The organism is Actinomadura sp. 3N407, from assembly GCF_052245875.1.
In the GTDB taxonomy this organism is placed as follows: domain Bacteria; phylum Actinomycetota; class Actinomycetes; order Streptosporangiales; family Streptosporangiaceae; genus Spirillospora.
In genome coordinates this window covers 197,144-217,628 of record NZ_JBQQBP010000015.1, presented here as the reverse complement: position 1 = coordinate 217,628, position 20,485 = coordinate 197,144, and the positions used below count along the sequence as shown (strand labels likewise).

The following is a 20,485-nucleotide window of genomic DNA, read 5'->3' as shown; positions in this document are numbered from 1 at the left end:
TAGCCTATTGCAGTGCCCTTGGCGTCAGGCGCTGGAGCGCCTTCCTTCGGCGGGCACTGCGGTGCGACCGCTGCATCGCTTTGACTCGCCTTGCGGCTCGCTGCGCGATCAGGTTTCTCGCACGCTCAAAACCCGCCTTCGGACGCGATCGCGATGGTTCAGGTCGTTGACGGCTGAGGCGCCGGTTGACCTTGTGGCCCGCTTCGTCCCCGTCTCACTGCGCGGTCCTGCGCTGGAAGGGGATATAGCGGTCTGCGCGGCGGGGGCGGGCGAGGAGGCCGGTGGACTCGACGGCGAGGATGCGGTCGAAGCGGAAGGCGCGGACGCCGCGGCGCATGCGGCACCAGCCGACGAGGTACCAGTGGTCGCGGTGGACGAGGCAGGTGACGGGCTCGACCTCGCGGATCGTGACGTTGGCGCCGGCGTCGCCGTAGCAGAGCCGGACGACGCGGTGCTCGGTGATGGCGGCGGCGATCACGCGGGCGCGGTCGGAGGTGGAGGCGTCCAGGGGCGTGGTGAGGGTGCCGAGCGTGGTGGTGACCACGTCGTCGGCGGGGGTGGCGTCGAGGAGGGCGTGCAGGGCCCGGCGCGCGGTCGTGGCCTGCGGGCCGGCGCCGAGGTGCGCGAGGGAGAGCGCGAGGGCGGCGATCTCCGCCGCGGAGAGCGTGGTGGGCGCGGTCTGGGGGTGCGTCGCAACGTTCGCCATGGTTCGATCATACGTTCGAACACTGACATTTTGCAGTGTTCCGGGTGCGGCCGGATCGGGTCGCGTGACGCAGTACGGCGGCGCGGGGGACGATGATCGGTTACATGCTTGAGAAGGCGGCCGCGCATGGTGAAAACTTGGCACCGAAATGTGCTCAACTTGGGGGAATCGGGGCGGACATGGGCCATCGGTGGACCGGCGTTGAGTGACGCGCGCGTGGGCCGGCCCCCGATGAGCCGAGACGAGGTGGACCGCACGCTGGCACGGCTCCGGGACGAGAAGGAGCGCATCAGCACGGCGCTGCTCGAACTCGAGGCCCATCAGGGCTACCAGTTGCTGGAAGGCGCGGCGCTGAACGGCGAGACGTTGCGCGTGCAGTCCGACGTGCGTGCGGGCATGGCCTCGCTGTGGGGGCTGTTCGACCTCTACGGGCGCGCGCTCGGCGCCGCCGAGGACCTCCGCGCCCGCCATCCCAGGCCGGGGCAGGCGCAGCTCACCGAACTCACCCGGCTGCTGGCCGGGCCGTCGGTCGAGCTGCCCGTCACGGAGGTGCCGCTGGAACGGCGGACGCTGCTGTCCGTCCCGTCCGGGGAGAAGCTGACGCTGCGGGCCGCGGTCGAGCGGATGACCCCGCTGTACGAGGAGGTCGCGCAGGCGGTCGCGGCGCTCGACACGGTCTGGTCGGCGCTGCTGTCGCGGCTCGCCGAGGTGGAGGCCGAGCGCCGGGCGGCGGAGGACCTGCTGGAGTCCCTCGGCGGGGTGGAGCCGGAGCTCGACCGGCTCCGCGCCGACCTCGACGCCGTCGCCGCCGTCGTGCGCGGCGACCCGATGGCGCTGGCGCGCGGCGACCGCGCCGACACCGGGCGGCTGGACGCGATCCGCACCGGCCTGGCCGGGGTGCGCCGCGGCCTGGAGGAGGCGGAGCGGGTGCGCGACGGGTTCGCCGACCGGCTCCGCGGTGTCGCCGACGTCCTGGACCTGCTGCGCGGGACGGAGGAGGAGGCCCGCCGCCTCCGGGACGAGGTCCTCGCCAAGATCGCCTCACCGGTGCTGCCGGACCTGCCCGACATGTCCGCCGCCCTCACCGACCGGCTCGCCGCCGTCGGCGGTCCGGGCCGGGGCGCGGCGGTGCGCGGCGGCGGCTGGACCGACCTGGCGGCGCGGGTCGCCGAGCTGGAGAAGGCGGCGAACGCCGCGCTGGAACGGGCCCGGGAGACCGCCGGCGTGATCCGCGGCCTCCTGGACCGGCGCGAGGAACTGCGCGGCCGGCTGGAGGCCTACCGGGTGAAGGCCGCGAGGCTCGGGCGCGCCGAGGACGCCGAGCTGGCCCGGATCTACGACCAGGCCCGCGGAACGCTGTGGACCTCCCCCTGCGATCTCCGGAAGGCGACCGTGACGCTCTCGGAGTATCAGCAGGCCATCAACGCACGGGCGAAGGGAACGAATCGATGAGCCAGTGCGCCGAGCCGGGCTGCGGCGGAACCGTCGACGGCGGTTACTGCGTCCTCTGCGGGGTGGCCGCCTCCACCGGCCCGCCGCCCGCTCCTTCCCCGCAGCCCGCCCCGCCCCCGCCGTCTTCGCCGAACGGGTGTACTCAGCCCGGCTGCACCGGGACCATCTCGGACGGCTACTGCGACATCTGCGGCAATCCACCGGCGAGCGCCCCGAGCGTGCCCGCCCCGCGCACTCCGGTCGCCGTGCCCGACGACGGGTGCCGCCAGCCCGGCTGCACCGGGACGATCATGGACGGCTACTGCGACGTGTGCGGCTCACCGCCCGCCCACACCACCCTCACGTCACGGGCGGGCAGCGCGGGCACGGCGGGCGGCTCCACCACGGCCGGCACGCGGACGGGCAGCACCCGCACCGGGTCGGCGCGCTCGTCCGGGCGCCGCGGCATGCTGGGCGCGGGGCTGGTCGAGGTGCCGCGCGTCCCGTACCGGGACCCGTCCACCGCGGTCATGAGCGACCCGCAGGTCGCGGAGGGCAAGCGGTTCTGCAGCAGCTGCAACGAGCAGGTCGGCCGTGGACGCGGCGACCGGCCGGGGCGCACCGAGGGGTTCTGCGCCAAGTGCGGCACCCGGTTCTCCTTCACCCCGAAGCTCAGCCCGGGCGACCTCGTCGGCGGGCAGTACGGCGTGCTGGGCTGCCTCGCCCACGGCGGCCTCGGCTGGATCTACCTGGCCAAGGACAGGAACGTCAGCGACCGGTGGGTGGTGCTCAAGGGCCTGCTTGACAGTGGCGACGCCGACGCGATGGCCGCCGCGGCGGCCGAGCGCGCCTACCTCGCCGAGGTCGAGCACCCCAACATCGTCAAGATCTACAACTTCGTTCAGCACGAAGGCGACGGCTACATCGTCATGGAGTACGTGGGCGGGCAGTCCCTCAAGGACATCCTGCTCCAGCAGCCGCAGGCGCGCGGCGAGAAGCACCTCCCGCTCGCGCAGGCCATCGCGTACGGGCTGGAGGTGCTGCGGGCGTTCGAGTACCTGCACGCGCAGGGCCTCGTCTACTGCGACTTCAAGCCGGACAACGTGATCCAGTCCGAGGAGCAGCTCAGGCTGATCGACCTCGGCGGCGTGCGGCGCCTGGACGACCCGGACGGCGCCATCTACGGCACGGTCGGCTACCAGGCCCCCGAGATCGCCGACGACGGCCCGTCCATCTCGTCCGACCTCTACACGGTCGGGCGTGCGCTGGCCGTGCTGAGCTTCCCGTTCCGGGGCTACACCAGGACGTTCGTCGACTCGCTCCCGCCGCGCTCGGAGATCCCGCTGCTCCGGCGGTTCGAGTCGTTCGACCGTTTCCTGCGCCGCGCGACGCACAAGGACCCGGCGGAACGGTTCCAGGACGCGGCGGAGATGGCCGAGCAGCTCACCGGCGTGCTGCGGGAGGTCCTGGCCGCGCAGGACGGCACGCCGCGTCCCGCCCCGTCCGGGCTGTTCGGGCCGGAGCGGTTCGCGACAAGGGTGGCGGGCGGCGAGTCGGACGAGTCCGCGCTGCCGCCCGTCCCGCCGGACGTGGCCGCGGCGGCGCTGCCGGTGCCGCTGGTGGACGGCGCCGACCCCGCCGCCGCGTTCGTCTCGGGGCTGTCGGCGCTGGAGCCCGAGCAGGCCGCCGAGGCCGCGGCGAACGCGCCGGAGCGCACCCCGGAGGTCAAGCTGGCGCAGGCCCGCGTCCAGATCGAGCTCGGCCGCCCCCACGACGCGGGCGGGCTGCTGGACGAGGTCGCCGCCGAACGCCCCGGGGACTGGCGGATCGACTGGTACCGCGCGGTCGCGCTCCTGTCCCGCGGCCACGTCGACGCGGCCGAGCCGCGCTTCGACCGGCTGTACGGGCTGCTGCCCGGCGAGGCGGCGCCCAAGCTGGCCCTCGCCTACTGCCGCGAGCCGAAGGCGCCGGCCGAGGCGGTCCGCCTGTACGAGATGGTGTGGCGGACCGACCAGAGCTACATCAACGCGGCGTTCGGTCTCGCCCGCGTCCATCTGGCGGCGGGCGACCGGCGCGCGGCCGTGGCCGCGCTCGACTCGGTGCCGAAGATCTCCATCCGGTACGTGCCCGCGCAGGTCGCGGCGGTCGCGACGGCGGTGCGGGGCCGTCCGGCCGTGGAGCTGACGGCGGCCGAACTGGTCGCCGCGGGCGGCCGTCTCACCGCGCTCGACCTGGACGCCGAACGCCGCGACCGGCTCGCCGCCGAGGTCCTGGAGGCCGCGCTCGGCTGGCTTCTGGACGGCCCGGGCGCGGCGGGCGGGGCACAGGGCGGCTCCCTGCTCGGCTCCCCGCTCTCCGAGACACGGCTGCGCCGGCTGCTGGAGGAGACGTACCGGGAGCTTGCACGCCGCACCAGGGACCGGGACGAATGCCGCCGGCTCGTCGACTCCGCCAACGCCGTACGCCCGAGGACGCTGCTGTGACTGACGATGAGAACGGGGCGGACCCGATCGCGGCCAAGGCGGCGGAGCTGTCGTGCCCCTCCTGCGGCGAGATGGTGTACCCGGGAGAGATCTTCTGCGAGGAGTGCGGGCACAGGGTCGCCGACGCCCCGCCCGCCGAACAGGCCGGGACGGGCGCGCAGGAGGGGCGCCCGGACGCCACGGTCAGGCGGAGCTCGTCCTCGTCCGGGCGCGGCCGTGCGGCCGCGCGGCCGTGCCCGGGCTGCGGCGGGACGGCGATCGGCGCCGACGGCTACTGCGAGACCTGCGGGCTGCGCCAGCCCGCGGAACGCGACCATGTCGAGATCGAGCTTCCGGCGGCGGGCGGCGGGAACGGGGCCCGGCCGGTGATCGCGGCGGGCGCGAGCGACCGCGGCCGGCGCTACCCCCGCAACGAGGACGCGCTCGCCATCGCCGCCCACTCCGCCGGGGTCGCGGCCGTGGTGGCCGACGGCGTCGGCTCCTCGCAGCGTCCCGAGGACGCCTCCCGCGCGGCCGCCGACACCGGCGCCGCCGAACTGGTGGCGCTCCTCGACTCCGGCGAGGACCCCGAGGACGCCACCCGCGGCGCGGCGCTCAGCGCGGCCGCGGCGGTCGCCGCGCTGGCCACGTCGCCGTCCGACGCGCCGTCGTGCACGTACGTGTCGGCGGTGACGCGCGGCCCGGCGGTCACGGTCGGCTGGATCGGCGACAGCCGGGTCTACTGGCTGTCCGCGGACGGTGCCGTGGACCCCGGCGAGGACGGCGCGCGGGAGCCGGCCCCCGACGAGGCGGACCCGGACGCCGCGGAGGTGAGCACCGGCGACATGGCGGAGCTCGGCCCGTCCCGCCGGCTCACCGAGGACGACTCGTGGGCCGCGTTCATGGTCGCGCAGGGATCGCTGACCGAGGCGGAGGCGGAGGCGCACCCGAACGCGCACGTCATCACGGCGTGGCTGGGCGCGGACGCCGGGCAGGTGAGCCCGCACGTGGCGACGTTCCGTCCGGCGGGTCCCGGCACGCTGCTGGTCTGCAGCGACGGCCTGTGGAACTACTTCCCGGCGGCCCGCGACATCGCGGCGCTGCTGGCCGCCGGCCCCGGCGCCGGCGCCGTGAACGGGGCGGGCGGTCCCGCACCGGATCCGGGGCACGACCCGGCGGCCGACCCGCTCGGCGTCGCGCGGGCGCTGGTGCGCCACGCCCTGGACGCGGGCGGCCGCGACAACATCACGGTCGCGGTGATCCCGCTGCCGTCCCCCACCGCCCCGCAGAGCCGCATCCATGAGAGCACCCCGCAGAGCACGGAGCAGCCCCGATGAGCGAGCAGCCGAAGTTCACCGTCAAGATCGACCAGAACAAGTTCCTGCCCGAGGGCGGCCGCGAGGTGCACGCCATCGTGTCCGTGGAGGCGACCGCCGAGGGCGGCGCCGCGGCGGCCCCGTCGTCCGCCAAGGCGTCCGAGGTCATCATCATCGACACGTCGGGCTCGATGTCCTACCCCGACACCAAGCTGCGCGCCGCGGTCAAGGCGGCGCAGGTCGCGATCGACACGCTCCGCGACGGCGTGGAGTTCGCGGTCATCGCCGGTTCCAACACCGCCTCGATGGTCTACCCGCAGCACGGCGGCCTCGTCGCCGCCGACACGCAGAGCAGGCAGAAGGCCAAGCGGGCGCTGAACGGCCTGAAGGCGTCCGGCGGCACCGCGATCGGGTCGTGGCTGCGGCTGGCCGACGAGCTCTTCGACGACGACCAGGGCGGCATCCGGCACGCGATCCTGCTGACCGACGGCAAGAACCAGCATGAGACGCCCGAGGAACTCGACGCGGTCCTGTTCCGGTGCGGCGGCCGGTTCGTGTGCGACTGCCGCGGCGTCGGCACCGACTGGGAGGTCGCCGAACTGCGCAAGGTCGCGTCCGCGCTCCTCGGCAGCGTCGACATCGTCGCCGACCCGGCCGGTCTCGTCGCCGACTTCCAGGCGATGACGGAGGCGGCGATGGGCAAGGCCGTCGCCGACGTCGCCCTGCGGGTATGGACGCCGCAGACGGCGAGCCTGCGGTTCGTCAAGCAGGTCATGCCGTCGGTGGAGGATCTGACCGGCAAGCGCGTCGAGTCGGCGCCGCAGGCCGGCGACTATCCGCTCGGCGCGTGGGGCGCCGAAAGCCGCGACTACCACATCTGCGTGGAGATCCCTCCCGGCGATATCGGCAAGGAGCTGCGCGCCGCGTGGGTCAAGCTGGTCGTGCCGGGGGCGCCCGGCGAGGAAGCGCAGGTCCTCGCGACCGGGAACGTTCTCGCCCAGTGGACGGACGACGAGGCGCAGTCCACCAGGATCAACCCGCGGGTGGCGCACTACACCGGGCAGGCCGAGCTCGCCTCCGTCATCCAGGAGGGCCTGCAGGCCCGCAAGGACGGCGACTTCGACACCGCGACCGCGCGGCTCGGCCGGGCGGTGGTGCTGGCCGACGAGGCCGGCAACGACGCGATCACCGCGATGCTGCGCAAGGTCGTGGACGTCGTCGATCCCGCGACCGGCACCGTCCGGTTGAAGCGCAACGTCGACAAGGCCGACGAGATGGAACTCGACACCCGTTCCAGCAAGACCGTCCGGACGCGCAAGGACGAGACCCTGACCACCCCCCGCCCGGACAAGCACTGAGCATGGCGAACTGCCCCAACGGACACACCTCGCAGTCGCCGGACTACTGCGACGTCTGCGGCGAGCGCATCCGCGCCGCCCCGTCCGGCTCCGGCTCCGGCGCCTCGCCCGGCCCGGCTGCCCCGCCCGGCGGCCCGGCCGGCGGTAACCCGGCCGGCGGTAACCCGGGCGGCGGAGACGGCGGCGGCGCGACGGCCTGCCCGGACTGCGGGACGCCCGGTACCGACCGTTTCTGCGAGGCGTGCGGTTACGACTTCGCCACGGGCGGCGGCAAGCCCACGCCGAGGACCGCGCCGGCATACCCGTCCCAGCCGGCCGGGCCCGGCCGGGGGCCGTCCGACCCCAGGCGCGCTCCCGACCCTCCGATGCCCGCGCCGCCCGTCCCGGAACCGGCCGTACCCGCCCCGCCGGTGCCCGCCCCGCCCGTCCCGGCACCGCCGGTACCGGCACCGCCCGTGCCCGCGCCCCCCGTGCCGGCGCCGCCGATCCCCGCGCCGCCCGTCCCCGGGACGGTCTGGACGGCGGTCGTGTCCGCCGACCGCGACTACTACGACAGGGTCATCGCCGAGGAGGGCCCCGACTCGGCGTCGCTCACGTTCCCGCCGTACGCGCCCGAGAGGCGGATCCCCCTCGCCGGGCCGCAGATCCGCATCGGGCGGCACAGCTCCTCCCAGCCGTCCCCGCCCGAGATCGATCTGCGCGAGCCGCCCGAGGACCCCGGCGTCTCCCACGTCCACGCGGTCCTGCTGGCCAAGCCGGACGGCACCTGGACGCTGGTCGACCCCGGATCCACCAACCGGACCTGCATGAACGGGTCCACCGAGCCCATCCCCTACAACGTGGAGGTCCGGGTGTCCGACGGAGACCGGATCCACGTGGGGGCCTGGACCACCATCACGCTCACCCGAGGCGAGGCGACATGACCGCCGTTCAGCCGGCTCCCGCGACGGGGCAGCAGCCCGCCCCGGGCCCGCAGCCAGGCCCGCAGCAGGGTCCGCCCGACCGGCGGCGTCCCACGGCGCTGCTCAAACGGGCCCCCGACGCGCCGCCGTCCGGTGTCGCGCGGCTGCTCCCCCGCACGGTCGCCGCGCACCTCCGGACGCTGACGGCGCTCGCGATCGTCCTGCTCGTGGCGCTGCTGGCGGTCACGTGGGCGGCGATCGCGAACGCGCGCGAGGGCGTGCGGGTGATCGGGCACGACGCGGGCCCGCAGGTCGTCGCGACCGGCGACCTGTACTTCCAGCTCACCGACATGGACGCCCAGCTCGCCAACGCGCTGCTGATCGGCGGCGCGGCCGGCGGCGGCCGCGAGAAGGCGCTGGCCCGCTACGACGACAACCGGCTGAAGGCGGGCGACGCGCTGCTCAAGGCGGCCAAGCTCGCCGACGAGAGGACCGAGGAGAACACGGCCCGCGACGTGCTCGACGCGCTGGGCCGCTACGAGCGCCTCGCCGGGCAGGCCCTGCTGCTGGACCGGCAGTCCGACCGCGCGTCCGGCCCGCCGTCGAAGGAGGTCATCGACCTCTACCGGCAGGCGACCGACCTGATGAAACTGGACCTGCTGCCCAAGGCGTACAACCTCACGCTCGACAACGGCACCCTCGTCCGGCACACCTACGAGGACGAGCGGTCGGCGGTCCTCTCCGGGCGCACGTGGATCATCATCATCGGGCTGGCCCTGGTCGTCACCCTGGCCGGTTTCCAGCTGTACCTGTCGAGGCGCTTCCGCCGGCTCCTGAACATTCCGCTGGCGCTGGCCACGCTCGGCTCACTCGTCCTGGTCGCGGCGGGCGCAACCATGCTGTCCGGTCAGGCGGACCATCTCCGCAAGGCCAAGGAGGACGGCTTCGACTCGATCCTGGCCCTCGCGCGGGCACGCGCCATCAGCAACAGCGCCAGCGCCGACGAGACCCGTTTCCTCCTCGACCCGGAGCGGGCCGACGCGTACGAGCAGGTCTATCTGAGCAAGTCCCAGACCGTCCTGTACATGAAGGCGGGCAACCTGACCCAGTACAACCAGGCCGTGCAGAACAAGATCTCCTGGGAGCCCGGACGTGCGCCGTTCCTCGGCTTCCTCGGCACCGAGGCCAACCGGCCCACGGAATCGGGAGAGCAGCGGGCCGAACTGGTGAACGCCCTGAACAAGGTGCTGCGCGACTACCGGAAGGTGCAGGCGAACGACCGGCGGATGAGGGACCTCGTCCACAACGGGCAACGTGACCAGGCCGTGGCCGCGCGCAGTGCGGCCGCCGCGGACTTCGCCGAGTACGACCGGTCCCTGCAGGAGCTGATCGGCATCCACCAGAAGGAGTTCGACGAGGCCGTGAAGGACGGTGACGACGGGACGAGCGGCTGGTACGCCGTCCTCCCCGCCGCGGGCGTCGTCATCGCGCTGCTCGTGCTGGCCGGAGTGCGTCCCCGCCTCGCGGAGTACCGGTGGTCGAGGTGACGGGACCGGCCACGCGTCCCGCCGGCCGGGTGCGGCGGGCGGCGACGGCGGTACTGGTGGCGGCGCCGGTCCTCGCCGCGGGGGCCTGCGGCACCGCGGACGCCGCGGATTCCCTCCTCCGCGAGGACGTTCTCGCCATCGGCGTCCAGACGGACCAGCCGGGCCTGGGCCGCCAGATCCCCGGGGCCGAGAGCGGCCGCTACGACTCCTACGAGGGCTTCGACGTCAGGATGGCCAAGGAGATCGCCAGGAATCTGGGGTTCCCCGCCAGGAAGGTGTCGTTCTCGCCGGTGTCTTCGAAGATGCGCGAGGAGGCGATCCTGTCCGGTCAGGTCGACCTCGTCGTCGGCAGCTACTCGGTCACGCCCGAACGCAAGACCAAGGTGGGGTTCGCGGGGCCGTACTACGTCGCCCACCAGGACATTCTCGTCCGCGAGGCCAACCCCGCGTCGATCCGGAACCTGCACGACCTCGCCGGCAAGCGGCTCTGCACGGTCCCGGGGTCGCAGTCGTTCCACCGCGTCCGCACCGAGCAGAGCGTCCCCGCGGTGCCCGTCGAGGCCAAGGGGTACACCGACTGCCTCGGCAAACTGATCGCGGGCGAACTCGACGCCGTGTCCACCGACGACCTGATCCTCGCGGGCCTCGCCTCGATGGCGGCCAGGACGGGCGACTACATGAAGCTCGTGAACGCGCCGTTCTCCGACGAGCGGTACGGCGTCGGCCTCCTGAAGGACGACGTGGACGGCTGCGAGGCCGTGAACGAGGCGATCACGAAGATGTACCAGGACGACACGGTGCGGCTGCAGCTGAACAGATGGTTCGGACCGACCGGACTGGAACTCACCACCACCGTCCCGCAATTCGAAGGCTGCATCTGAACCGGCCGTCACCGACGGCATGGAATTGCTCACGGAATGGCGTGAGAAGGGCCGGTGAGACCGGCTGGTCACTGAGATCAGTCGGTTACGTAAGTTCCGGTCGGCCCGCGTGATCGTAAGTTATGGTCGCGATCAAAACCCGGTCCGGTAATCACCGTCACGCCCGAGGAGTGCAATGACGACGGTCATCCTGGTGGTGATGTGCGTCGTGGTGGGGGCGCTCGAACTGTACGCGGGCAAGCAGAGCCGGGATCAGTCGAACGCCTTCTCCCGCCGGATCGACGAGCTGAACGAGCAGGTCACCAAGCAGAACAACGTCCTGGTCACGGTGGGCGAGCAGCTCACCGCCGAACTGTCGCGGGTCAAGCAGGACGTGCTGCCCGCGCTCGACACCCGGCTCCGGCAGAACACCGGGCAGGTGGAGGAGCTCGCGGGCCTCGTCCACCAGGCCGACGACTTCCTGCGGACCCAGGCCGGCCGGCTGCGCGACCTGGAGCAGCAGCGGATCACGCTCGCCGCGCTGCGCCGCAAGCTGACCGAGGTGGAGACGTCGGTGCGCGCCGTCACCCGCGCGGGCGGCGACGAGGTCGAGGGCAAGGTCGACACCGCCCTCGACCGGCTGGCCGGCCTGGAACGCGGCGGCGAGGAGATCCTGGCGCTGCAGCGCACCCTCACCCGGACGCTGGAGGACGTCGAGGACGTCGTCGCCGAACTGCTGCAGTTCACCGAGGGCGAGCTGGACGACACCGTCACGGCGGCGCTCACCGGCCGTCCCCGCGCCCACGGCGACGCCGTCACCGCCACGGGACGGCTGTGGACGCGCGACGACCAGCTCGACGACATCCTCGGCGAGATGTACGAGCGGTGCGTGCGGGCGAGCCGGCTGAACGTCCGGTTCCGCACGGCCGAGGGGTCCGACGGGCCCGTACCCGGCTCCCCCGAACGCCGCCGGTACTTCCTCGGCGGCCAGGCCGCCGAGGACCTCGCGGGGTCGTTCAGCGCGCTGCTCATATCGACCGGCGCCGACCTTCCGCGCAACGGCCTGCGCAACGGCCTGCAGGAGGGCCCGCCGGGCGGCGGGACCAGGCGCGGGCTGGCACGGGTCGAGCCGGGCGTCCCACCGGGCGTCGAGCCCGCCCGTCCGCCCGAGGACGAGGCGGCCCTCAAGGCCCTGCTGCGGACGCTGTCGGAGTGCTCCGGCGCCGTCGCGCAGATCGGCCCGCTCATGGCCGTCCGGACGCGTGAAGAGCTGCTGTGCGCCGTGCTGACCGCCGCGCAGTCACTGGAACTGGAGAGCGACGAGGTGTTCTGGGACCCGGCCGCCGCGACCGTCCGGCTGCGGCGCCTGCCGTCCCATCAGCTGTGGGACCTCACCGGCTGGGCCGCCGCCCCGTAGGGCTGCGCCGCCCCGTAGGCGCGCACCGTCCGCTCCGCCGGACCGCCGAGCCGCACGTACAGCGGGCAGGTGAGGGCGCGCGTCACCGGGTCCACCTCGGCGCAGAGCCCGATCCCGGCCGCGCGGTCGAGGAACACCGCGTTCTCCACCGCCCGCGCCCCCCGCACCGCGTACGGGACGGAGTCGGCGTCGCCGGTGTCGAGGAGCTCGTCGAACGTCAGCCGCCGCGCGAACCGCATCAGCACCCGGGCGTCCACGACGCGGCTGCCGATCGCCGCCGCCGGGCCCGCGACGACGATGCCGAAGCTCGGGTCCTCCCGGCCGCGGACGTAGATCTCCCGGTCGGGCTCCAGCCCCCTGCGCCGGTCGGGGACCTGCACGCCGAACCCGGCGTCGCCGTTCACGTACGCGGGCGGCCCGAACCCGTCCGCCGCGCCGTCCCGGACGCGCAGCGCGCCCGCCGGCATCTCCCAGCCGGGCAGGTAGACGCCGAGGCCCCGCAGCAGCAGCCGCCAGACGGGACGTCCCGTCACGTCCGGCGCGAACTCGCCCCGCGACCCCCGCGCGCCGTGCGGCCCGCCCGCGTCCCCCTGGCCGTGCGGTCCGTCCACGGGCTCCCTGACGCCGTCCATGTCGATCATCATCAGCCGCCGGTTCCCCCTTCGACAAGGCCCCGAATCCCTTACCGCGCGGCCGCTGCGGCGGCGCGACCGCGTCGGCTACCGTTGGACCAACCGGATCATGACGAGGACGCCGCCGTGAATCTGCAGGACATGATGGTGCAACACGACAACTCGTCGCGCACCGTCGACAAGTACCTGATGTCCCACGAGGGACGTGTCATCGCCGTCCGCCGCCACCCGGCGGTCCTGATCCCCCCGGTCGCGATCGTCGTCGCCGGGCTCGTCGCGTGCGGCGCGGTCGGCGCGGTCGCCGGCCTGATGTGGATCTGGTGGCTGTGGCTGCTCACGATCGGCTACCTGCTGTGGAAGGTCGTCGCCTGGTCGCTGGAGTTCTTCCTGGTCACCGAGCACCGGGTGATGGTGATCAAGGGGGTGCTCAACCGCAGCGTCGCGATGATGCCGCTGTCCAAGGTCACCGACATCACGCTGAACCGCTCCATGACCGGGCGGATGCTCGGGTACGGAGAGTTCCTCACGGAGTCCGCGGGGCAGAAGCAGGCGCTCCGCAACATCGGGTTCATGCCGTACCCGGAGCAGCTCTACCTCGAGGTCTCGTCCGTCATCTTCGGCACCATCGACGAGTCCCCGGACTGACGGGGCGTCCCCCCGGGGCGACCCCGGTCAGGAGTCGAAGCCGAGGCCCAGGCGGTCGAGGGTGCGGAGCCAGAGCCCGCGGCGTCCGGCGTTGCGGTCCGCACGGGCGATCTCGCGGCGGGTCAGTTCGATGACGCCGTACCGGAACGGCTCCGGCGGGAACGGGACGGGCCTGGAGCGCACCATCTTCAGGCGTGTCCGCTCGGTCTCCTCGCCGGGCGCCAGGCCGACGTGCAGAAGGTCGAGCATGACGTCGGCACCGAAGCGGGTGGCTCCGACACCGAGGCCGGTGTAGCCCGCCGCGTACGCGAGCCTGCCGTCGTAGGCCGTCCCGAAGAACGCGCAGAAGCGGCTGCACGTGTCGATCACACCGCCCCACGCGTTGGTGAAGCGGACATCTTCGAGCTGCGGGAACGTGCTGAAGAAGTGCTTGGCGAGCGTCGCGTACGTCGCGGGGCGGCGTTCCAGCTCGGGACGTAGGCCGTTGCCATAGTGGTAGACGGCGTCGTAGCCGCCCCAAAGGATCCGGTCGTCCGCGGTGAGCCTGAAGTAGTGGAACTGGTTGGCGCTGTCGCCGAGGCCTTGCCGGTGCCGCCAGCCGATGGCCTCGCGCAGGCCGGTGCTGAGCGGTTCGGTGACGAGGGCGTAGTCGTACACGGGGACGACGAAGCCGCGCACGCGCCTCAGAAGCGACGGGTACGGGCCGGTGCCGAGCGCGACGCGCCGGGCGGTGACCGTCCCGTGCTCGGCGGCCAGCCGCAGCCCGCCGCCGTCGGGGCGCAGGCCCGTGACGCGGGTGTTCTCGAAGACGCGCACGCCCAGGGAACGGCAGGCGTCCGCGAGGCCCCAGGCGAGCTTGGCGGGATGCACCATCGCGACGGCGTCGCGGTCCCACAGGCCGGCGAGGAACGTCGGCGAGTCCACCTCGGCGCGGACGGCGTCGGGGCCGAGGAGAATGGGCTCCCAGCCGAACTCGTACGCCTTCTCCGCCTCCTCTTCGAGCGCGGGGACCTGCCACTCCTCGGTCGCGACGCTCATCTCGCCCGTGGGCTCCCAGTCCGCGTCGAGGCCGTACCTGACCAGGGTGTCGGCGATGCCCCGCAGGTTGTCCCAGCCGAGGCGTTCGAGCGTGTGCATGTCGTCCGGCCAGCGTCCGAGGCCGTTCTCCAGGCCGTGGGTGAGGCTCGCGGCGCAGAAGCCGCCGTTGCGTCCGGACGCGGCGTCACCGACCCGCCCGGCCTCCAGCACGACCACGTCCAGGGAGGGGTCGCGTTCCTTCGCGAGCAGGGCCGTCCACAGGCCGCTGTACCCGCCGCCGACGACGGCGAGGTCGCACGTCCGCGCACCGGCCAGGGCCGGGCCCGCGTCGGGACGGGCCGGGTCCTGGAGCCAGAACGGCTCCGGGCCGGCGTCCGCCAGCGCCTTCACCACGTCCACGTCGTCCCCCGATCCCCCACGATGACTCCCCCGCCCTGTCCCGCGCCCGTCCCGCCGCATCGCTGCACCGCCGTCCCGCCGTCCCGCCGCGCGCGCCGCCCTGCCGCACCACCGTCCCGCCGCACCGCCGTTTCGGCGCGGCGCCGTTTCGCCGTGCGGCCGCGCCGGCCGTCAGCGGGACGCGCGGAAGGTGCGCCGCGCCGAGGCGACCGCGATCACGACGCCGACCGCGAAGATCAGCGTCCCCATCACGTTGACCTGCGGCGGGGTGCCCGTCCTGGTGGAACCGTAGATCCACAGCGGGAACGTCACCGTGGCGCCGCTGGTGAAGTTGGTGATGATGAAGTCGTCGATGGACAGCACGAACGCGAGCAGCGCCCCCGCCAGCACCCCGGGCATGATCATCGGCAGCGTGACGAGCCGGAACCGCGTCCACGGACCGGCCCCGAGGTCCTGCGCCGCCTCCTCCACCGCCGGGTCGAGACCGACGACGCGGGCGCGGACGGTCACGGCCACGAACGCGATGGAGAACATCACGTGCGCGACGAGGATCGTCAGGTAGCCGCGCGGCAGGTTGAACGTGACGAACATCGACAGCAGCGACGCGCCCATCACGATCTCCGGGCAGGAGATCGCCATGAACAGCAGGAGGTTGGTCGAGCCCTTGCCGCGGAACCGGTACCGGCCGAGCGCGAGGCCCGCGAACGTCCCGAGGACCGTGGTGATGAGCGTGCTGAGCAGCGCGATGGTCAGGGAGTTGATGACGGCGGTGGTGAGGTCGCTCCTGTCGAACAGCTGCGCGTACCACTTGAGCGTGAAGCCCTGCCAGCGGAAGTTCTGCTTGCCCTGGATGTCGTTGAACCCGAACAGGATCATGATCGCGATGGGCAGGATCAGCCACGCGATCAGCAGCAGCGTGTACAGGTGCAGGCCGGAGATCCGGCGGCGCCGTCGCGGCGCGGCGGGACGTTCCGCCTGGGCCTTGCGGAGGGTCGTCGTCATCGTCTCGCCGCCTCCAGGACGTCCTGCGTACCGAGGGTGCGCGCGTAGAGGAAGATGCCGACCAGCAGGATCGCCATCAGCGTGAACGACAGCGCGGACGCCGTCGGGTAGGCGCTGTTGTTGAAGTACTCCGTCTGGATCACGTTGCCGATCATGGTGTTCTGCGGGCCGCCGAGCACCTCGGCGTTGACGTAGTCGGACGAGACCGGCACGAACGTCATGATCACGCCGGCGAACACGCCGGGCAGCGACAGCGGCAGGATGATCCGCGTGAACGCCTGGACGCGGCTCGCGTACAGGTCGTAGGCGGCCTCCACGACGCGCGGGTCGATCCGTTCGAGCGCCACGTAGATCGGAAGCAGCATGAAGGGGAGGAAGTTGTAGGCGAGCCCGGACACGACCGCGACGCCGGTGTCGAGCAGGTGGAAGTCCTTCGGCAGGAGCCCGTGGTTGCGCAGCGGTCCGAGGATCGGGCCGTTGTCGGTCAGCACGAGCTTCCAGGAGACCGTCCGCAGGATGAACGACACGAAATACGGAAGCAGAAGCAGGAACAGGTACGTCGACTTGTGGCGCCCGCCGCGGAACGCGATCCAGTACGCGGCCGGGTAGGCGATCGCGATACACGCGACCGTCGCGAGCAGCCCGTACCAGAGGGACCGTACGAACTTGTCGCCGTAGGTGCTGAGGCCGTCGGTGTAGTTCTGCCAGTGCAGGGTCTGCCGGAACCCGTCGATGAGGTTCCCCGTCTGCAGCGACAGCGACACCATCAGCACCATCGGGACGAGGAAGAACGCCGCCAGCCACAGCCCGCTCGGCAGGATCATGAGGTACGGCGCGAGCCGCCCCCGTGCTCGCCCCATCACGAGCCCTTGGAGATCGGTTCGAAGATCTTCTGGTATTCGGCCTCCTCCGCCCGGGTGAGCCGCCGGTAGTGCCGCAATCGGGCCAGGTCGGCCTCCGTCGGGAAGATCAGCGGGCTGGTGCTCAGCCTGGTCAGGTCCTTCTTCTCGTCGCCCGTCGCCTCGGCGGCCTTCTGCGCGAGGATCTGCTGGGTCGCCGGGACGGGCGGCATGTAGTTGATGTACTCGGTCAGCGGCGCGTTGTTCGCCGGGACGTAGAGCCAGTCCATCAGGGTCAGCGCGTCCACCGGGTTCTCGGCGGTCTTCGGGATGCACATGTTGTCGGTCCAGATCGTGCCGCCCTCCTCGGGCACCACGAACTTCACGTCCGGGCTCGTCAGGCTGTAGACGTCGCCCGACCACGCCATCGTCAGCCACACGTCGCCCTTGCTGACGGCGTCGACGTAGTCCTGGCTGTAGTACTTGCGGACGATCCCGCTGTCGCGCTGCTCGCGAAGCTTGGCGGCGGCCTTCTCCCAGTCGGCCTTCGTCGACTTCTCCGGGTCGATGCCGAGCAGGAACATCCCGAAGTTCCCGAGTTCCTGCGAGTCGCCCATCATGCCGACCCTGCCCTCGTACTTGGCGTCGAACAGCTGGGCGATGCCGGTGATCTCGTCCTTGACGTACTTCGTGTTGTAGGCGATGCCGGTGATGCCCGACTCGTACGGGATCGTAAAGGTGTTGCGCGGGTCGTAGGACGGGTTCTTGAAGCGCGGCCCCGCGTTCGCGGCGAAGTTCTTCAGCCTCGCATGATCGAGCGGGGCCAGGTAGCCGAGCTGGCGGGCCTTCTCCAGCTGGATCCCGTTCGTCATGACCATCAGGTCGAAGTCGATGGACTGCCCCGCGGCCAGCGGCGCCTGGATCTTGCCGAACCACGGGCCCATCTCCTGGATGACCTCCTTGTAGGTCACCTTGATGCCCGTCTCCTTCTCGAACGCCTTGATGGTCTCGCGGTCGTCCTGCATGTAGCCCGGCCAGTTCGCCCAGTTCAGGCTGCCGTTCTTGGCCTTGCCCGCCCAGAACTCCTGGACGTCGTTCCTGCTGACCTTCTCCTTGCCGCCCTGCCCCTCCACACCGCAGGCCGACAGGGCGAGTCCGGCGCCCGCGGCGCCCATCAGCCGCAGGACGTCCCGGCGGGACGCCCCGGAGAACGCGGAACGCGGCCGCGTGAGTCCGCGCAGGAAAGCGGGGTCGATGTGGCTCACTGGGGGGCTCCTATGGCGTACGAGTGGCGCGGATCCCACGACAGCCAGACACTGTCGCCGCGCACGGCGATGTCGTCGGCGGACGTGGCGTTCTGCAGGAACACGACGACGTCGGCGCCCGCGGAGGTGGTGATGTTGTAGTTCGTCGACGTCCCGAGGTAGACGACCTCGGTCACGGTCCCCCGGACGCCGCACAGATCGTTCTTCGGCTTCGCCGTCCCTATGCCGATCTTCTCGGGACGGACGGTCAGCTCCAGCCGCTCCCCCGCCGCGACGTCCAGGCCGTCCCGCACCGGCACCTCGATCCGCCCTTCCGGCCCGTGGGAGATCACCGCGGTCCCCGGACCGGTCTCGGTGACCTCCCCGCCGAGCAGGTTGGACGTCCCGATGAACCCCGCCACGAACCGCGTCGCGGGATGCTCGTAGATCTCCCTCGGCGTGCCCAGCTGCTCGATCAGCCCGTCGTTCATGACGGCGATGCGGTCCGACATCGTCAGAGCCTCGCCCTGGTCGTGCGTCACGTACACGAACGTGATGCCGACCTCCCGCTGGATCCGCTTCAGCTCCACCTGCATGGCCTGGCGGAGCTTCAGGTCCAGCGCGCCGAGCGGCTCGTCCAGCAGCAGGGCGCTCGGCCCGTTCACCAGTGCCCGGGCGAGCGCCACCCGCTGCTGCTGGCCACCGGACAACTCGGTGGGACGCCGCCGCTCCCGTCCCGCCAGGTCGACGATGTCGAGCATCTCCGCGACCCGCCGCGTGATCTCCGGCTTCGGGACGCCGCGCCGGCGCAGACCGAACGCGACGTTCTCGAAGACGCTCATGTGCGGGAACAGCGCGTACGACTGGAACACCATGTTCACGTCGCGCCGGTTAGGGGGCACACCGGTGACGTTCTTCCCGTGCAGGTAGATCTCGCCGGCCGTCGGCTCCTCGAAGCCGGCGATCATGCGCATGGTCGTCGTCTTACCGCAGCCCGACGGGCCGAGCATGGAGAAGAACTCCCCCTGCGCGATCGTCAGGCCGACGCCGCGGACCGCTGCCACGGTCTCGCCATAGGCGTGGTACGCCTTCTCCACTCCCCTGAGCTCGATGGCGGGAACTGCGCGCTCCTGGTCGTCACGTACCGGGGCGGGCTGGGTCTCGGTCATGGCCGGGTTCCTTCACGGACTCGGTTCGGCAGTACTCAGCCGCCGATGTAGTGCATGACGTGCTTGACGCGGGTGTAGTCCTCGATTCCGTACATCGACATGTCCTTGCCATAGCCGGAGTGCTTGAAGCCGCCGTGCGGCATCTCCGACACCAGCGGGATATGGGTGTTGACCCATACCGCGCCGAAGTCCAGGGCCTTGCTCATGCGCATGGCGCGACCGTGGTTCTGCGTCCACACACTGGCGGCGAGGCCGTACTCGACGCCGTTGGCCCACTCGATGGCCTGCTGTTCGTCCGAGAAGCTCTGAACGGTGATGACCGGTCCGAACACCTCGTCCTGGATCATCTCGTCGTCCTGCTTGAGGCCCCCGACGACGGTCGGCGCGAAAAAGTAGCCACGGTCCCCGACACGCTCACCACCGGTCAGGACCCGTGCGTGGCCGGGCGCCCTGTCGATGAAGCCTTGGACGCGTTCGAGCTGCCCTTGGCTGTTCACCGGCCCGTAGAAGGCGTCCGTGTTGCTCGGAGGACCGACCACGGTTCCCTTGGCCGCCTCAGTGAGCGCCTCGGTGAAATCCTCGTGCAGCCGCTCGGCGACCAGTACACGTGTGGCGGCCGTACAGTCCTGCCCCGCGTTGAAGTACCCGGCCTCGGCGATGCCCGCCGCCGCCGACTCGATGTCCGCGTCATCGAACACGACCACCGGAGCCTTGCCGCCCAGCTCCAGATGGACGCGCTTGAGGTCCTTGGCCGCCGACGCGGCGACCTCCATCCCCGCCCGCACGCTCCCGGTGATGGACACCATCTGCGGCGTCGGATGCTCGACCAGGGCCCGTCCCGTCCCACGGTCGCCGCAGACCACGTTGAACACGCCGGGCGGCAGGAACCCGGACGCGATCTCGGCCAGCATCAGAGTGCTCGCCGGCGTCGTCTCCGACGGCTTGAGCACGACGGTGTTGCCCGCCGACAACGCCGGCCCGATCTTCCAGACCGCCATCATCATCGGATAGTTCCAGGGCGTCACCTGCGCGCACACGCCCACCGGCTCCCGCCGGACCGAAGACGTATGGTCCGCCATGTACTCGCCGGACGCCCGGCCCTCCAGCACCCGCGAGGCGCCCGCGAAGAACCGGAGGTTGTCCACCATCGCCGGCATTTCCTCGTCCAAGGTCATCTGGAGCGGCTTGCCGGTGTCCCGGCTCTCCACCCCGACGATCTCCTCGGCCCGGGCCTCCACCGCGTCGGCGAACCGCAGCATCGCGAGGCTCCGCTCCCCCGGCGTGGCGTCCCGCCAGGCGGGGAACGCCTCGGCGGCCGCGCGGAACGCCGCGTCGACGTCCTCGGCACCGGACACGGGCGCCTCCGCGTACGTCTCGCCGGTACTGGGATCGGCGACCTCCAGCATCCGCGCGCCCTTGGCGTCCACGTACTCGCCGCCGATAAAGTTGCGCAGCCGCTCGCCACTCATACTCAGGTCCCTTCTGGGCACCGCCGTGTCCTGTTGGCCCGACCCTGAC

The 20,485-nt window shown here is 72.1% G+C and carries 17 protein-coding genes; 9 read left to right on the top strand and 8 right to left on the bottom strand.

From position 1 onward, the window contains the following. Positions 1-214: 214 nt before the first annotated feature. Entirely contained in the window at positions 215-706 is a 492-nt protein-coding gene (locus ACTWPP_RS32460) for a helix-turn-helix transcriptional regulator (protein WP_443108197.1), read from the bottom strand. Between the two features lie 231 nt (positions 707-937). On the opposite strand from ACTWPP_RS32460, the gene ACTWPP_RS32455 reads away from it, so the two are divergent. The 8 genes from ACTWPP_RS32455 (at position 938) to ACTWPP_RS32420 (ending at position 11,999) form a co-directional block, all read left to right on the top strand. After that, on the top strand, positions 938-2,158 hold the full coding sequence (locus ACTWPP_RS32455; protein ID WP_443108196.1) for a hypothetical protein: 1,221 nt from the start codon (positions 938-940) through the stop codon (positions 2,156-2,158). Continuing rightward, complete coding sequence (locus tag ACTWPP_RS32450) at positions 2,155-4,620, top strand: tetratricopeptide repeat protein (RefSeq protein ID WP_443108195.1); 2,466 nt, start codon at positions 2,155-2,157, stop codon at positions 4,618-4,620. The genes ACTWPP_RS32455 and ACTWPP_RS32450 overlap by 4 nt, the downstream gene beginning before the upstream one ends. After that, positions 4,617-5,936: a protein phosphatase 2C domain-containing protein gene (locus tag ACTWPP_RS32445; RefSeq protein ID WP_443108194.1), complete on the top strand. Its 1,320-nt coding sequence runs from the start codon at positions 4,617-4,619 to the stop codon at positions 5,934-5,936. The genes ACTWPP_RS32450 and ACTWPP_RS32445 overlap by 4 nt, the downstream gene beginning before the upstream one ends. Beyond that, the gene (locus tag ACTWPP_RS32440) at positions 5,933-7,273 is read left to right on the top strand and encodes a vWA domain-containing protein (protein ID WP_443108193.1); all 1,341 of its coding nucleotides are present in this window, start codon (positions 5,933-5,935) and stop codon (positions 7,271-7,273) included. The genes ACTWPP_RS32445 and ACTWPP_RS32440 overlap by 4 nt, the downstream gene beginning before the upstream one ends. Positions 7,274-7,275: 2 nt before the next feature. Then, positions 7,276-8,196, top strand: a complete 921-nt coding sequence (locus ACTWPP_RS32435; RefSeq protein ID WP_443108192.1) for an FHA domain-containing protein — start codon at positions 7,276-7,278, stop codon at positions 8,194-8,196. Next, entirely contained in the window at positions 8,193-9,722 is a 1,530-nt protein-coding gene (locus ACTWPP_RS32430; RefSeq protein WP_443108191.1) for a hypothetical protein, read from the top strand. Before ACTWPP_RS32435 ends, ACTWPP_RS32430 begins: the two co-directional genes overlap by 4 nt. Beyond that, the gene (locus ACTWPP_RS32425; protein WP_443108190.1) at positions 9,710-10,603 is read left to right on the top strand and encodes a transporter substrate-binding domain-containing protein; all 894 of its coding nucleotides are present in this window, start codon (positions 9,710-9,712) and stop codon (positions 10,601-10,603) included. Before ACTWPP_RS32430 ends, ACTWPP_RS32425 begins: the two co-directional genes overlap by 13 nt. 175 nt (positions 10,604-10,778) lie before the next feature. Then, on the top strand, positions 10,779-11,999 hold the full coding sequence (locus tag ACTWPP_RS32420) for a hypothetical protein (protein ID WP_443108189.1): 1,221 nt from the start codon (positions 10,779-10,781) through the stop codon (positions 11,997-11,999). Here ACTWPP_RS32420 and ACTWPP_RS32415 read toward each other — a convergent pair. Further along, a complete protein-coding gene (locus ACTWPP_RS32415; RefSeq protein WP_443108188.1) occupies positions 11,960-12,631 on the bottom strand; it encodes a hypothetical protein in 672 nt (223 codons plus the stop codon). The genes ACTWPP_RS32420 and ACTWPP_RS32415 overlap by 40 nt on opposite strands. Before the next feature lie 126 nt (positions 12,632-12,757). On the opposite strand from ACTWPP_RS32415, the gene ACTWPP_RS32410 reads away from it, so the two are divergent. Then, entirely contained in the window at positions 12,758-13,276 is a 519-nt protein-coding gene (locus ACTWPP_RS32410; protein ID WP_443108187.1) for a PH domain-containing protein, read from the top strand. Between the two features lie 27 nt (positions 13,277-13,303). Here the strand turns inward: ACTWPP_RS32410 and ACTWPP_RS32405 are convergent, their stop codons facing one another. From ACTWPP_RS32405 to ACTWPP_RS32380, 6 genes are all read right to left on the bottom strand, one after another. After that, positions 13,304-14,713 (bottom strand): NAD(P)/FAD-dependent oxidoreductase, encoded by a 1,410-nt coding sequence (locus ACTWPP_RS32405; RefSeq protein ID WP_443108186.1) that lies wholly within the window; start codon positions 14,711-14,713, stop codon positions 13,304-13,306. Positions 14,714-14,884: 171 nt separating this feature from the next. Beyond that, entirely contained in the window at positions 14,885-15,715 is an 831-nt protein-coding gene (locus ACTWPP_RS32400; protein ID WP_443108185.1) for an ABC transporter permease, read from the bottom strand. Beyond that, a complete protein-coding gene (locus tag ACTWPP_RS32395; RefSeq protein ID WP_443108184.1) occupies positions 15,712-16,575 on the bottom strand; it encodes an ABC transporter permease in 864 nt (287 codons plus the stop codon). The genes ACTWPP_RS32400 and ACTWPP_RS32395 overlap by 4 nt, the downstream gene beginning before the upstream one ends. After that, on the bottom strand, positions 16,575-17,819 hold the full coding sequence (locus tag ACTWPP_RS32390) for a polyamine ABC transporter substrate-binding protein (protein ID WP_443108183.1): 1,245 nt from the start codon (positions 17,817-17,819) through the stop codon (positions 16,575-16,577). Before ACTWPP_RS32390 ends, ACTWPP_RS32395 begins: the two co-directional genes overlap by 1 nt. After that, positions 17,816-18,967, bottom strand: coding sequence for an ABC transporter ATP-binding protein (locus ACTWPP_RS32385; RefSeq protein WP_443108182.1), 1,152 nt, complete (start codon positions 18,965-18,967; stop codon positions 17,816-17,818). Before ACTWPP_RS32385 ends, ACTWPP_RS32390 begins: the two co-directional genes overlap by 4 nt. Before the next feature lie 35 nt (positions 18,968-19,002). Further along, positions 19,003-20,436: a gamma-aminobutyraldehyde dehydrogenase gene (locus ACTWPP_RS32380; protein ID WP_443108181.1), complete on the bottom strand. Its 1,434-nt coding sequence runs from the start codon at positions 20,434-20,436 to the stop codon at positions 19,003-19,005. Positions 20,437-20,485 lie beyond the last annotated feature (49 nt).

Bases quoted from the DNA above. Each gene is read 5' to 3' on its own strand.
- ACTWPP_RS32460 (WP_443108197.1), bottom strand. From the start codon at position 706: ATGGCGAACGTTGCGACGCACCCCCAGACCGCGCCCACCACGCTCTCC.
- ACTWPP_RS32450 (WP_443108195.1), top strand. From the start codon at position 2,155: ATGAGCCAGTGCGCCGAGCCGGGCTGCGGCGGAACCGTCGACGGCGGT.
- ACTWPP_RS32435 (WP_443108192.1), top strand. From the start codon at position 7,276: ATGGCGAACTGCCCCAACGGACACACCTCGCAGTCGCCGGACTACTGC.
- ACTWPP_RS32385 (WP_443108182.1), bottom strand. From the start codon at position 18,967: ATGACCGAGACCCAGCCCGCCCCGGTACGTGACGACCAGGAGCGCGCA.
- ACTWPP_RS32455 (WP_443108196.1), top strand. From the start codon at position 938: ATGAGCCGAGACGAGGTGGACCGCACGCTGGCACGGCTCCGGGACGAG.
- ACTWPP_RS32395 (WP_443108184.1), bottom strand. From the start codon at position 16,575: ATGGGGCGAGCACGGGGGCGGCTCGCGCCGTACCTCATGATCCTGCCG.
- ACTWPP_RS32430 (WP_443108191.1), top strand. From the start codon at position 8,193: ATGACCGCCGTTCAGCCGGCTCCCGCGACGGGGCAGCAGCCCGCCCCG.
- ACTWPP_RS32440 (WP_443108193.1), top strand. From the start codon at position 5,933: ATGAGCGAGCAGCCGAAGTTCACCGTCAAGATCGACCAGAACAAGTTC.
- ACTWPP_RS32415 (WP_443108188.1), bottom strand. From the start codon at position 12,631: ATGGACGGCGTCAGGGAGCCCGTGGACGGACCGCACGGCCAGGGGGAC.
- ACTWPP_RS32400 (WP_443108185.1), bottom strand. From the start codon at position 15,715: ATGACGACGACCCTCCGCAAGGCCCAGGCGGAACGTCCCGCCGCGCCG.
- ACTWPP_RS32380 (WP_443108181.1), bottom strand. From the start codon at position 20,436: ATGAGTGGCGAGCGGCTGCGCAACTTTATCGGCGGCGAGTACGTGGAC.
- ACTWPP_RS32420 (WP_443108189.1), top strand. From the start codon at position 10,779: ATGACGACGGTCATCCTGGTGGTGATGTGCGTCGTGGTGGGGGCGCTC.